The following is a 12,733-nucleotide window of genomic DNA, read 5'->3' on the forward strand; positions in this document are numbered from 1 at the left end:
TATTTAAAAATAGGATGGGTGACTTAACCATTTCTTTAATTCCACATTACCTTGCACAGATAACAGTCGGTATAAATAACGATAAGGCTGTCTATATTCTTCTAAGTGAGGAATAGACATAATTGTTTCGTAACCACTTTGAAAGGCATGTGCTTCTTTTTCGGTAAGTACATATTCTAGTCCGATAAAATCAAGCTCTCGCGGAGCAACAGCGTAAGCTTCAGTATCTACTAAACCCGTAATAGTTGTACCGTCAGATAAAAATTGAGTAGGATCCATATCAATTAAGACGAGTGTAGATTCCTTTGGTACGGACAGGGAAGAAAGTTGTGATTCAAAGGTAGGGAATGCATTTTGTATGCTTTCATCATCAGAATAAAACATATTCACAAGCTCTTTACTTACGTTTAAAATATGTGATTGGAATTCATCTAGTGGAACTTGGAACGTGCCTGACGGATTTCCTATGAAATCGGCTTTAAATTTATGTATTTCTGCAAGTCCTTTTCCTAGGCTGAATAAAATAGAATCTGGTTGCTCGATAAAAGATTGAACTGTGTTACCTACTAACTTTTCAACCACCACAAATTCACGGCCATTTAAAACATGTTTTTCTAATATTGTTGGGATAGGAAGATTCGTATGTTCTTGCAACAATGTATGTACCGTTTCTAAATGATGGACGTTCCTTGGATCAATTCCAAATAAATTTTTACATCCCCACCAAAAATCATTATTTGGTTCTTCATTCATTTTAGAAGCACGAACGATAACTTCTGTATCTTCTGTTTGAACGAGAAAAACATCACTTGCATGATCTTCATAACCTGGGTGCAAGGCTTGAACGGATAGAATAGGTGAATTGAATAGTTGTTGTAACATGAAAAGACCTCTTTTTCTGTAAATTCTATAAATTTATTATATAACAGGTGATGTGTTATGGGGATAAAGATAAAAAATTGAAATCATAGTTACATTTATAGTGAGAACTTATTAAAAATATTATATTTCTCCATTTTTGTGTGAATTGTCAAAAAAAACAGAGTGATAGTATTTGAATGTAAAGCTCGTATCTTTAAAGCTATGAAGAGTAAAAGTAGAATTAAGCATTCGTTTATAAGATTGTGAATCAGAATAATGTAGACTATTGAAAATATTTCTCAATAATAAAATGAAGAGAAAAGCATGAAGAAGTAGAATGCATTCATTTATAATAGATTTAAATTAATTAATATAATTAATTGTTAATTTTATTATATTAAATGGATAGGAGAGAATATTATGGCAAATGTACTCGTAATAAATTTCCCTGGGGAAGGTCATATTAATCCGACTTTAGCTATTGTAAGTGAGTTAATTCAGCGAGGGGAAACAGTTGTTTCTTATTGTATTGAAGATTATAGAAAGAAGGTTGAAGCAACAGGTGCGGAATTCCGAGTGTTTGAGAATTTTCTCTCTCAAATTAATATTATGGAACGAGTAAATGAAGGTGGGAGCCCTTTGACGATGCTATCTCATATGATTGAAGCATCAGAGCGTATTGTTACTCAAATTGTAGAGGAAACAAAAGAGGAAAAATACGATTATTTAATATATGATAATCATTTTCCAGTAGGACGTATTATAGCGAATATTTTACAATTACCAAGCGTTTCATCTTGTACAACGTTTGCTGTTAATCAGTACATTAATTTTCATGATGGGCAAGAATCGAGACAAGTAGATGAAATGAATCCATTATATCAATCTTGTTTAGCGGGAATGGAAAGATGGAATAAGCAGTATGGAATGAAATGTAATAGTATGTATGATATTATGAACCATCCTGGTGATATTACGATTGTATATACTTCAAAAGAATATCAGCCGCGTTCAGATGTATTTGATGAATCGTATAAATTTGTAGGTCCATCAATTGCTACTCGAAAAGAAGTGGGGAGTTTTCCTACTGAAGATTTAAAAAATGAAAAAGTAATTTTCATTTCTATGGGAACAGTTTTTAATGAGCAACCTGCTCTGTATGAAAAGTGTTTTGAAGCGTTTAAAGATGTAGATGCGACAGTCGTATTAGTCGTTGGTAAGAAGATAAATATAAGTCAATTTGAAAATATCCCGAAAAACTTTAAGTTGTATAATTATGTCCCGCAATTAGAAGTTTTACAGCATGCTGATGTATTCGTGACACATGGTGGTATGAATAGTTCGAGTGAAGCGTTATATTACGGTGTTCCATTAGTTGTAATTCCGGTAACAGGAGATCAGCCATTCGTTGCAAAACGATTGACTGAAGTAGGGGCAGGCATAAGACTTAATCGTAACGAGTTAACTTCTGAATTGTTATGTGAGACTGTAAAGAAAGTAATGGATGATGTGACGTTTAAGGAAAATAGTCGTAAAGTGGGAGAGTCGCTTAGAAATGCTGGTGGATATCAAAGGGCAGTTGAGGAAATACTTGAATTAAAAATGAAGCCGTACGTAAAGATTAAATAGATGTTAAAAACACACTTACTTTTAATTGGTAAGTGTGTTTCTAGTATTACGCGCTAAATGTGTTACATAAAAATAGCGATAAAGGTGAAACTTTTGTGTATATAAACTGATATCTTTGTCTTAGCAGAAAAATTACGTTAAAATAATACTAAGAAAATATATAAGCTTTGGGGGTAATGAATGAAGAAAGTATTTGAATACGTATTATTAACAATTGGCTCAATTATAGTAGCAGGTTCATTAGAGCTTATTTTAGCACCTAATGGATTAGTAGATGGCGGGGTAACGGCTATTGCTATTATGGCAAATAAAGTTGCAGGATTGCCGCTTTATGGCGTTTTCTTAGGAATTAATATCCCAATTTTATTATTTACTGCAAAAGTAATGGGAAAGAAATTTTTTATCCGTACATCTTATGCGAATGTAGTTACAACACTCGGATTAATTTATTTAAAACCATTTCCAGCAATTACGACTTCTGAGTTATTAATTGTACTTTATGGTGGAGTGCTGTTCGGAATTGGTGTTGGGATTGTTGTTAAAATGGGTGGAGCAATTGACGGTTCGGAAATGTTAGCAGTTTGGATGAATAAACACTTTAATGTACCAATTAGTACATTTTTACTTGCAGTAAATGCAGTTATTTTCATCTTTGTTGCAATTTTATTTTCAATCGAACAAGCGATGTTCTCATTAGCAATTTTCTATATTGTTACGAAGATGATTGATTTTATATTAGATGGTATTAATCAAGGTAAGAGCGTTATGATTATTTCTGGTAAGAATAAAGAAATAGGCGATTTACTTATGAAAGAATTTCAACTATCTGTTACGTATCTACATGGAGAAGGTGGTTTTTTAGGGGAGCATAAGAGAATCATTTATTGCATTACAAACCGATTCATTTATCCGAAAATGAAAGATCTCGTTCTCTCTGTAGATCCAACCGCTATAATTGAAGCTTCCTATTCAACAGAAACGACTGGTGTGAAACGTCCGGGAAGGAAAGCTAGGTCAGGTGAGTAACTAGAAGAAGGCTGTCCAAAAAGTTATTTTGGAACAACCTTCTTTTTTATTTTGTTGAATTGTTAGTATGTTACAAGTTAAACCCACTGTTAACAAGTTTCCTTGCAACTAGGGAACCAAGCGTCTTTCAATAATGTAGCCAACGTCTCAATTTTATTTTCCGGAATACTACCAAAACCGAGTAATACATATGATTCCTTGCGTAAATCATTCATGAAATCATATGGAGAAAGTGGGTATAATTTAACGCTTTGTTTTTTAGCGGATTCAATCAGTTCATTTTCATTCATACTGTTATGTACACATAATACAATATGAAGTCCGGACTGTTCGCCAAGAATTTGAACATTAGCCCCCATTTCTTTCATAATGGATTTTACTAACGCATGATGTTTTCTTTTATATAGTGTACGACTCCGATTAAGGTGACGTTCCCAATTCCCGCTTTGTATAAAGTTAGCAAAAGCAAGTTGTTGTATTGTAGCCACTGTTTGTTTAAAAATTCCATGCAGTTCTTGATATATTTTTAAAAGATGTGGTGGTAAAACAACATATCCCATTCGTAAAGAAGGTAAAAAAGATTTTGAGAAAGTCCCCATATAAATAACGCGTTCATTTGAATCAAGACTTTGTAAAGAAGGAATCGGCTTACCAGCGTAGCGAAACTCTCCGTCATAGTCATCTTCAATAATGTATCCATTGCAATCATTAGCCCACTTTAACAATTCTAATCTTCTAGGTAAAGGCATAATAATCCCAAGTGGAAATTGGTGTGATGGTGTAACGTATGCGACATTGGCATTTGTATTGTATAAGCTAGAAATATTAATCCCTTTTTCATCCAATGGTATGGGATGGATTTGTCTATCACAGCTTTTAATGATTGCGTGTATACGGTGAAATCCAGGGTTTTCAATGCCGTATTCTTTTGTAGGGCCAAGCAGTTGAAGTAGTAACCAGAGAAGTGGCTGCGTTCCGGCACCGATCACAATTTGATCAGGTGAAGAATGTACACCGCGAGAATGATATAAATATGTTGATATATGCTCTCGAAGAGCGAATTCACCTTGAGGGTCTTCTTTGGCAAATAGTGCATTTTCGTATGTAAGTATGGATTCTTGTAATGCCCGTTTCCAATTTGTAATCGGAAATTTATTTTGATCAATAAGCCCTTGGCTACAATCGTATTCGAATTTTTCGTCTATCAAATTGCTCGTCTTCTTTGCTGCATTTCGTTTTTTATTTGGGATAACGTCAATATCGAAATTTGCTACAAAAATACCACGTTTCGGTTTACTTTCTACATAACCTTCAGCTAATAATTGTTGATAAGCTGATTCAACAGTAATGCGGCTAATATTAAGTTGTGATGCTAAATTTCTGTGTGAGGGTAGACGTGTGCCAACAGAAATAGTCCTTTGTATAATTTCAGCTTTTATATATTCGTAAATTTGCAAGTAAATAGGTGTGTTACTTTGTAATTGCAATGGGATAGTAAAATCCATATAAAACTCTCCTTTAAAACTGACCTTATAAAAAATACTTAAACTGCCACTTAAGTAAAGGGCAGTCACTTTCTATAATAATGATATAACATTTAGAAAATTAAATAAATAGTTAAGGGAGAGTTAAAAATGAATGTTAAAGAAGTAGTAACAGAAGAGCAATTACATGAAGTATTACCTGTTTTACAGCAATTACGAACACAACTTTCAAAAGAGGAAACAGGCACTTTATTTCGAAATATGAAAGAAGAAAATTATAAACTATTCTCGCTGCGTAATGAAGATGATGAAGTTGTTAGCCTTGCAGGTGTAGCGATTTGTACGAACTTTTATAATAAGAAGCACGTTTTCGTATATGACCTTGTAACGGCAGACGCACATCGTTCAAAAGGACATGGAAATGTATTACTTTCGTATATAGAGAACTGGGGAAAGGAAAACGGATGTGAGTCTATCACCCTCACGTCAGCATTTTCAAGAATTGATGCTCATCGTTTTTATGAAAGAGAAGGGTATGATAAGGTGAGTTATTCTTTTCATAAAGAATTATAAATAATAATAAGAAGAAGTTGTCCCGCAAAAGTTGGGAGCAACTTCTTCTTATTTATTAAGTTATTATTGAACCGTAAATAGGTTGTAAGTTATGGTATATGTATTTGAAAAAGTTATATAGTGTATTTTGTCGAATTGTTTTAATTTAATAAAGAGAATGATTGGAGCGCTTATACTTGAAAAAAATAAAGAAACTATCAATCCCTAATGATGCTAGAGTTATTGTCATATCTGATATTCATGGAGAATTAAATCTTTTAAAAGAAGCACTACATAAAGTTAACTTTAAAGATGAAGATTATTTAATTATTAATGGAGATCTTTGCGAGAAAGGACGAGATAGCGTAGGCGTAGTAAACTACGTTATGAATCTTGTAAAGAACAATTCAAAGGTTCACGTTGTTGAAGGGAATTGTGAAGTTTTAGTTGATGCTCTTCTAAATGAAAATCCTGGTCTTATTAATTATTTATGTACGAGGAAGCATTCAATTTTTAATGAATGGCTAGAGCAATTGGGTTTTTCAGTTCATGAGGGCACTTCAATTCGTGAAGTGAAAGAAGCATTGTTAAGTGAATTTTCACAAGAACTATATTGGCTAACAGAGTTGCCAACAGCGATTGAAACAGAAGATTATATTTTTGTGCATGCCGGTCTAGAAGATAGAGTAGATTGGAAAGAAACTGAGCGCAAAAATGCGATAGCAATGCCGGAGTTTTTCAATCAATCACATAAAGCAAATAAGTATGTAATAGTCGGTCATTGGCCTGTCGTGAACTATTCTGAAGAAGCACCGTCTAATAATCCAGTTATTGATAAGGAGAAAAAAATTATTGCGATTGATGGAGGAAATGCAATTAAAGAAGCAGGGCAATTAAACGTATTTATTATTCAGAGGAAACAAACGGACGATACGTTTTCTTATACATATGTAGACTATTTTCCAGAGTACGAAGTAATAGCGGATTTTAATGCGAATTCAGAAATGCAGGGCGGAGTGACATATCCGTATTATTACATAGAGCCTATCGAGAAGATGCAAGATTACACCGTATGTAAACAAAAGGAAACGAATAATGTGCTCACTGTAAAAAATGAATATATGAAACAACTTAAGTCAGGTGAATATACAGTGAAAACTGATATTTCTTGTGCGCAAATAAGCGTTAGGAAGGGAGATATCGTTTCTCTCATTGATGATAGCTGTTCAGGATATGATTTAATTAAAAAAGATGGCGTAGAGGGTTGGATAGAGAAAGGGATTTTAGTTGAGATAGAAAAAGTGAAAAATAAAACATTAAGCTGAAATAGGAGGGATATAACCTCCTATTTTTTTAAAGGAGTAGATTGCTTGCTGTCTTTAATAAGTAAATAAATCGTACTCGGCAGAATGATAAGCGTCATTCCTAAAAGAATTGCTAGTATAGCATAACCTCTATAGGGAGCAGAAACGATAAAAGGAAGTATCGCTAAAAAAATACCTGCTATCATCATTGAAATACTACTAATATTTGAAGCTCTTTTTTCAAGGTGCTTATCATTCCATTCTAATGAAACGGTTGATTTAGTCGTATCAATTTTGGAACTGAAATAACCTATTAATATAAATAAAAGCCCTAATGCTAAAAATATGAAATGATCAAGAGGAAGTGAAAAGCCAAGAGCGATGAGGGCGATGACAATATCGACAAAAAATAAGAATAGTAACATTGTGTTGCCGATCCAATGGAGAAATTTCTGGTTACTCGCTGCTTTAGATAAAGCTAAAAATACAAAGAATAAGAAGGAACATATAATTATATTTACGATTACAAAAGTGCTTTTATCCATTGTTGATGTAGGCGTTCCATTAAAGTCCCATTTCGTAACAATATTTGATGGTAAGAAGAAATATAGAATAATATTTGTCGTAACAATAGTGAGAAATAAAGCAATACTAAATCGATTCTTCACTGAATCACCAGCTTTCTAAATCAATAATTGGTATCTAATAACAAAATTATACAATATAATAAATGATATTAGTTTTGATTTTTCTGAAAAAATATTATAATTATATATGAAATAAAGAGGAATGCAGGAGGGAATTATGCAAAACGTTGTATTAAAGGGAAAGAAAGTTACAATTCGTACAATAGAAGAATCGGATATAAAAACATTATGGAATATCATATTTAAAGAAGAAAGCCCAGAATGGAAGAAATGGGATGCGCCATATTTCCCGTTCTCAATGCAAGAATACTCTTCCTATAAAGAGAAGATGCAAACTCGTTTGCAAGAAGAACCACTGTCAAATTTAATTATAGAAAATAACGGTCAAATCATTGGGACGGTCGGATTTTATTGGGAGCATAAACCGACGCGTTGGTTGGAGATGGGAATTGTTATTTATAATCCAACTTACTGGAATGGTGGCTACGGTACAGAAGCGTTAAAATTATATAGAGATTTGCTATTTGAAAAGATGGAAATTGGTAGAGTAGGGCTCACGACTTGGTCTGGTAACGAACGAATGATGAAAGTAGCAGAGAAAATAGGAATGAGCTTAGAAGGTAGAATGCGAAAGTGTCGTTATTATAACGGAACATACTATGATTCTATTCGAATGGGCATGATTCGTGAAGAATGGGAAGCGCTATGTGTAACGAAGGGGTGAGAAAGATTGTACGCTATTATTGCTACATTTGATCGTGTGTTTACTAATAAAATTACAGAATTACAAAATAAATTAACAAATGTAATTGGAACAAATCAACTAGCTGGAGTAGAACCTCATATAACGATTGCGGATTATAATGAGTTGGATGTTAATTTGTATATTGAAAAATTAAAGGAATTTGTAGCTATTCAAGAAAACATGTCTGCAGTCACTTTTCCTTCTGTTGGAACTTTTCCTACTAACGGTACGGTTTTTCTAGCGCCGACTGTTACCGATGATTTATTGAGACTTCATCATTTTTATCATGATCATTTCAAAACTTTTCATGATAATTCAAATTCATATTATGTACCAGGAAAATGGGTTCCGCATTGTACGATTGCGAATCATTTGAATTCAACTCATTTTTTAAGTGTGATGGAGTATATATATGAGAATTTTGATGTTACAACAGCTTCGATTGAAAAGTTAAAATTAATTAAGGTCAATTATGAAAATGGTTCTGCCGTTTCTTCTAGTATATTAGCAGAATATAATTTAAAGAGAATGGAGACATCGAGATGACATATATAATTAGAGAAATGAAGCAAGAAGATATTCAGGCTGTACAATCAGTAGCGAAAATAGCTTGGCATGATACATATGAAGGCATTATTCCGAGAGAGATTCAAGATAGTTTTTTAGACGAGGCATATTCTGATGAAAAAATGAAATATCGCCTTAAAAATACACATTTATTCGTTGCGGAAGAAGAGGGAGAAGTAATAGGATTTGCGAACTTTTCACCTGTTAGACTACAAAACGAAGCGGAATTAGGGGCAATTTATTTGTTACCAGATCAGCAAGGAAAAGGGATCGGAAGTGCTTTATTACAAAGAGGGATTAAGGCATTAAATGGGATACGGAAATTGTACATACATGTAGAAGCTGCAAATGAAAAAGGAAAACGCTTTTATGAAGCGAAAGGTTTTGCTGAATTAGAGCAATTTGAAGAAGACTTTGAAGGACATATGATGCAGACAGTAAGGATGGTTTTATACGTATAAGGAGGACTAGTAATGAAAACTTTTGATTTTAGTGAAAAAGTAGGAAAGCACTTATCAGTATTTCAATCTAATTTCATCATGTCGAAAATAGTAAACCATCAAGGAAATGTACATATCGGTGCTATGCATTTACAAGCCAATGGAATAATCGGATGTCATGAAGCAGTTGTATCTCAACTGCTTCTTATTGTGGACGGAGTAGGATATGTGTGTGGGGCAAATAAGGAAAAGGTAAAGATAGAGGCGGGACAAGCTGTGTTTTGGGAGAAGGGAGAGCTTCATGAAACAAGTACAGAACAAGGATTAACGGCAATTGTTATGGAAGCGGAGAATCTTGAACAAGGGATAGTAATGCCTATTATTCAAGGGGAGTTGTGAAAAATGATAATTAAGGCGAATCAAGAAGATACCAATGAAATATTAAAATATGCGGCTCAATCGCTTTTTGAAGGGACGAGAGGGAATTGTCAATTAAGTACCGAGAAAGCGATTGAAATTACAAAGCCGATTGTAGAAAAAGGAGCATACTATTTAATCATTAAAGAAGAAAATAAAGTAATGGGATGGATATTAATAGGGGAAAATACAGACTATTTTTCTCGTGAAAAACTTGGATTTATATATGAATTGTACGTTTTCCCAGAATATCGCGGGAGAGGATTATCGCGAGAACTGATGGAAGCTGGTATTAAGGAATTAAAGGAGAAGTATTCAGAAATTAGGTTGAATGTATTTGCTGGGAATTTTGCAAAAGAGATGTACGAAGAGTTTGGGTTTGTTGAAAGGCAGGTAATTATGACTTTGAAGTGAGTATTATAGTCGGAATGGGAGAAGAGAAAATAATGATTTAGTGGCTACTTTATCGCTGGAATTTAAAGCCAATAAGTCTTTATAAATATATAAAATAGATGGTTTGCCTTTATTTTATAGTAGATTGATAGTGTATGCTTAAAAAATAAATAAATTACTAGTATACAATATATCGTTATTATAGTAAAAGATAAATTTTGGAAAAATATCATTTTTTTGTTTAGAAATTTTTAAATTATTGATATAATCAATTTGTAGAATTGATTATTGGTTAATTTTACTATTTTTAAATTTTAAGGGGGATTTAATAATGGCAGGACAAATTCGTATGTCACCAGAGGAACTTAAATCGAAAGCTACTCGATATGGACAGGGTGCAAATCAAATTGAGGACATTTTACGTCAACTACAAAACTTACAAAATGAATTAAGAGGAGAATGGGAAGGTCGTGCTTTCGAAGGTTTTGACCAACAGTTCAATCAATTAAAGCCAAAAGTACAAAACTTCGCACAGTTATTACAAGAAATTAATATGCAGCTTAATAAAACTGCAGAAGCTGTTGCTAGACATGACGAAGATCTTTCTCGTAATTTCGGTCTACAATAAGACAGATAAAAAGAAATATATAATTTAGCCATGCAACCATACGTTGTATGGCTAAATTACTTTAAAACTAGAGTAAGATACGAAGTCTTTCATTAGATAGACTCGCAGTCGCAGGAGTGATAAGTTGTGAAAAAGTTCAAATGGAGCATCTTGTTGTTTATTATTTTAGCTCTTGTACTATCAACAGGGGTCTCCTATTTAGCATTAAATCAAAATGTTAAGAAAGCTAATGAGAATACTACACCAAAAATGACAGTTGCGTTGGTAAATGAAGATCAGGGCACTGTTTTTGAGGGCAATAAAATAGCGTTTGGAGATCAATTTGTTAAAAATGTAAATAAAAATACGAAACAAGAATGGTACGTAGTTAGTCGCGGGGTAGCAGAAAATGGATTGAAAAATAATAATTACAATATGATGATTGTTATTCCGAATGATTTTTCTAGGAAAGCAGTTGCGATTGATTCAGAGATTCCGGAGAAATTAACGTTAAACTACAAAGTAAATGCAACTGGGAATAAGGATTTGAAAGCTGAGGCAGAAAATACAGCTTCTGTTATTTTAGAAGATTTCAATAAGCAAATAATCGACGTTTATTTTGCGAGTATTATCGGTAAGCTACAAGGTGCACAAGATAATATAGGTAAAATAATTGAAAAAGGAAACGTTCAAACAACTATGTATAAAAAAGATATACATAGTCCGTTAGCAAATTACACAAATCAATTTAAAACAGTACAAGATTATACAGGTGTTTCTGTTAATAGTTTCAAAGGATTTCAGGATGTTTTAAAAGGTTTCGGTCAAGCGTTAGATGAAGGGAATAAATCTAACAGTACGTACTTAGATGGTTTTAATAACTTTCAAAAAATGCAAACTGATAACAATTTGTTAGCGAATAATTTCACAAATCAATTCAATCAATATATGAATGATATGAATACAGGCGATGCTTTAAAGCAATTAAGTGCATTGGAATCAGCTAATAAAAGTATTTCAAATCAATTTACGTTTTCAGAGAAAGAACCAAATATTTTAACTGATGCTTCAGCAGTTCAAAAATATTTAGCAGATGTAAAAAAACAAGTATCTGAATATGATACAGAACTTGCTGGAAAGTTAGAAAGTGATATTCAAGAGACGGTAATTAAGAAGTTAAAGCAATCTATGTCGAATGATGGAAAGCAAGAAATCTTTATAAATACATTAATGAAACAACCAGATGCTCGAATAAAGAAACAAATCGAGAATTTAATTGCGAAATTACCTAGTTTAAACATGGAAGAAATCGGTCAAAGTGATTTACCAGATGCAACGAAATTACAACTGCAAAATGTAATTCAATTTACAAAAAAATATAATAAAGAAAATAATTTTTATTATGATCCTGTAAATAAAATATCTTTAGGAAACGCAATTAAAGAAGTGAAGGATAGACTTTATACAGAGAGAATTACATTTAGTGATACTGCGAAAGTAATTAAAATGGAATCGCCGCAAATTTTGAAGATAAAGATTCCAGAAGAATTTAAATTAGATGGAAGTACAGAAGCTTTATATATTGATGATGTGGATCGTACAAGTGACTTTCTACAAAGCGAAGCAGGAGAAATTACAATAGCTCCTCGTAATGAAGGGGATATAAAGATTGATCTGCATGTGAAGTTAAAAGATCCAAACATCAATATAGATGTTTTCTCTCCTGTAATGTGGCAATGGGAATTGAGTGGGACTCATACAAAAGAAACTAGTCCTGAGAAAGAAGAACCTAATAAAGAAGATAAAGGAACACAAACGGAAAATAGCAAGGTGGAAAATGTGGTTCATAAATCACAGTATGGCATAATGCCGTTAGTACACAATGCTAAAACGCCTATTATTCAAAAAACAGAACAGAGTAATAATGGTGACAGTGTAAAGCCTGATACAGGAGGAAAACCTGATACAGGAGGAAAACCTGATGCAGGAGGAAAACCTGATACAGGAGGAAAACCTGATACAGGAGGAAAACCTGATACAGGAGGAAAACCTGATACAGGA

General features: G+C 33.0%; 14 protein-coding genes. 11 read left to right on the top strand and 3 right to left on the bottom strand.

The window, feature by feature from the left end:
• Positions 1-3: 3 nt before the first annotated feature.
• A complete protein-coding gene (locus DOS87_RS10250; RefSeq protein ID WP_000941370.1) occupies positions 4-882 on the bottom strand; it encodes a protein kinase family protein in 879 nt (292 codons plus the stop codon).
• A 399-nt stretch (positions 883-1,281) separates the two neighbouring features.
• On the opposite strand from DOS87_RS10250, the gene DOS87_RS10255 reads away from it, so the two are divergent.
• Both DOS87_RS10255 and DOS87_RS10260 read left to right on the top strand, forming a co-directional pair.
• A complete protein-coding gene (locus DOS87_RS10255; protein WP_000024469.1) occupies positions 1,282-2,490 on the top strand; it encodes a macrolide family glycosyltransferase in 1,209 nt (402 codons plus the stop codon).
• Positions 2,491-2,670: 180 nt separating this feature from the next.
• Positions 2,671-3,516: a YitT family protein gene (locus tag DOS87_RS10260; protein ID WP_098578031.1), complete on the top strand. Its 846-nt coding sequence runs from the start codon at positions 2,671-2,673 to the stop codon at positions 3,514-3,516.
• Between the two features lie 89 nt (positions 3,517-3,605).
• Here the strand turns inward: DOS87_RS10260 and DOS87_RS10265 are convergent, their stop codons facing one another.
• The gene (locus DOS87_RS10265; RefSeq protein WP_000348043.1) at positions 3,606-5,021 is read right to left on the bottom strand and encodes a MocR-like pyridoxine biosynthesis transcription factor PdxR; all 1,416 of its coding nucleotides are present in this window, start codon (positions 5,019-5,021) and stop codon (positions 3,606-3,608) included.
• A gap of 129 nt (positions 5,022-5,150) precedes the next feature.
• On the opposite strand from DOS87_RS10265, the gene DOS87_RS10270 reads away from it, so the two are divergent.
• Both DOS87_RS10270 and DOS87_RS10275 read left to right on the top strand, forming a co-directional pair.
• The gene (locus DOS87_RS10270) at positions 5,151-5,573 is read left to right on the top strand and encodes a GNAT family N-acetyltransferase (protein ID WP_001101124.1); all 423 of its coding nucleotides are present in this window, start codon (positions 5,151-5,153) and stop codon (positions 5,571-5,573) included.
• A 176-nt stretch (positions 5,574-5,749) separates the two neighbouring features.
• Entirely contained in the window at positions 5,750-6,877 is a 1,128-nt protein-coding gene (locus DOS87_RS10275; RefSeq protein ID WP_000721382.1) for a metallophosphoesterase, read from the top strand.
• Between the two features lie 20 nt (positions 6,878-6,897).
• On the opposite strand, the gene DOS87_RS10280 is transcribed toward DOS87_RS10275, so the two are convergent.
• Positions 6,898-7,524, bottom strand: coding sequence for a DUF1648 domain-containing protein (locus tag DOS87_RS10280; RefSeq protein ID WP_003300956.1), 627 nt, complete (start codon positions 7,522-7,524; stop codon positions 6,898-6,900).
• 136 nt (positions 7,525-7,660) lie between these two features.
• On the opposite strand from DOS87_RS10280, the gene DOS87_RS10285 reads away from it, so the two are divergent.
• From DOS87_RS10285 to esaA, 7 genes are all read left to right on the top strand, one after another.
• On the top strand, positions 7,661-8,227 hold the full coding sequence (locus DOS87_RS10285) for a GNAT family N-acetyltransferase (protein ID WP_074789629.1): 567 nt from the start codon (positions 7,661-7,663) through the stop codon (positions 8,225-8,227).
• A gap of 6 nt (positions 8,228-8,233) precedes the next feature.
• On the top strand, positions 8,234-8,794 hold the full coding sequence (locus DOS87_RS10290; protein WP_000270898.1) for a 2'-5' RNA ligase family protein: 561 nt from the start codon (positions 8,234-8,236) through the stop codon (positions 8,792-8,794).
• Entirely contained in the window at positions 8,791-9,276 is a 486-nt protein-coding gene (locus tag DOS87_RS10295) for a GNAT family N-acetyltransferase (protein ID WP_000221053.1), read from the top strand. The genes DOS87_RS10290 and DOS87_RS10295 overlap by 4 nt, the downstream gene beginning before the upstream one ends.
• A 12-nt stretch (positions 9,277-9,288) precedes the next feature.
• Positions 9,289-9,654: a cupin domain-containing protein gene (locus DOS87_RS10300; protein ID WP_000846433.1), complete on the top strand. Its 366-nt coding sequence runs from the start codon at positions 9,289-9,291 to the stop codon at positions 9,652-9,654.
• Between the two features lie 3 nt (positions 9,655-9,657).
• On the top strand, positions 9,658-10,086 hold the full coding sequence (locus DOS87_RS10305) for a GNAT family N-acetyltransferase (RefSeq protein ID WP_000584237.1): 429 nt from the start codon (positions 9,658-9,660) through the stop codon (positions 10,084-10,086).
• Between the two features lie 310 nt (positions 10,087-10,396).
• Entirely contained in the window at positions 10,397-10,693 is a 297-nt protein-coding gene (locus DOS87_RS10310) for a WXG100 family type VII secretion target (protein ID WP_000918601.1), read from the top strand.
• A gap of 126 nt (positions 10,694-10,819) precedes the next feature.
• A partial coding sequence (gene esaA / locus DOS87_RS30080) for a type VII secretion protein EsaA (RefSeq protein WP_261795658.1) occupies positions 10,820-12,733 on the top strand: 1,914 nt, incomplete at its 3' end.

Origin of the sequence: Bacillus sp. CR71 (assembly GCF_003429245.1) — a bacterium.
In the GTDB taxonomy this organism is placed as follows: Bacteria; Bacillota; Bacilli; order Bacillales; family Bacillaceae_G; genus Bacillus_A; species Bacillus_A thuringiensis_S.

What these genes read in the sequence shown, in the direction of transcription:
- DOS87_RS10300 (WP_000846433.1), top strand. Translation starts at nt 9,289, where the DNA reads ATGAAAACTTTTGATTTTAGTGAAAAAGTAGGAAAGCACTTATCAGTA.
- DOS87_RS10270 (WP_001101124.1), top strand. Translation starts at nt 5,151, where the DNA reads ATGAATGTTAAAGAAGTAGTAACAGAAGAGCAATTACATGAAGTATTA.
- DOS87_RS10250 (WP_000941370.1), bottom strand. Translation starts at nt 882, where the DNA reads ATGTTACAACAACTATTCAATTCACCTATTCTATCCGTTCAAGCCTTG.
- DOS87_RS10255 (WP_000024469.1), top strand. Translation starts at nt 1,282, where the DNA reads ATGGCAAATGTACTCGTAATAAATTTCCCTGGGGAAGGTCATATTAAT.
- DOS87_RS10305 (WP_000584237.1), top strand. Translation starts at nt 9,658, where the DNA reads ATGATAATTAAGGCGAATCAAGAAGATACCAATGAAATATTAAAATAT.
- DOS87_RS10265 (WP_000348043.1), bottom strand. Translation starts at nt 5,021, where the DNA reads ATGGATTTTACTATCCCATTGCAATTACAAAGTAACACACCTATTTAC.
- DOS87_RS10260 (WP_098578031.1), top strand. Translation starts at nt 2,671, where the DNA reads ATGAAGAAAGTATTTGAATACGTATTATTAACAATTGGCTCAATTATA.
- DOS87_RS10285 (WP_074789629.1), top strand. Translation starts at nt 7,661, where the DNA reads ATGCAAAACGTTGTATTAAAGGGAAAGAAAGTTACAATTCGTACAATA.
- DOS87_RS10295 (WP_000221053.1), top strand. Translation starts at nt 8,791, where the DNA reads ATGACATATATAATTAGAGAAATGAAGCAAGAAGATATTCAGGCTGTA.
- DOS87_RS10310 (WP_000918601.1), top strand. Translation starts at nt 10,397, where the DNA reads ATGGCAGGACAAATTCGTATGTCACCAGAGGAACTTAAATCGAAAGCT.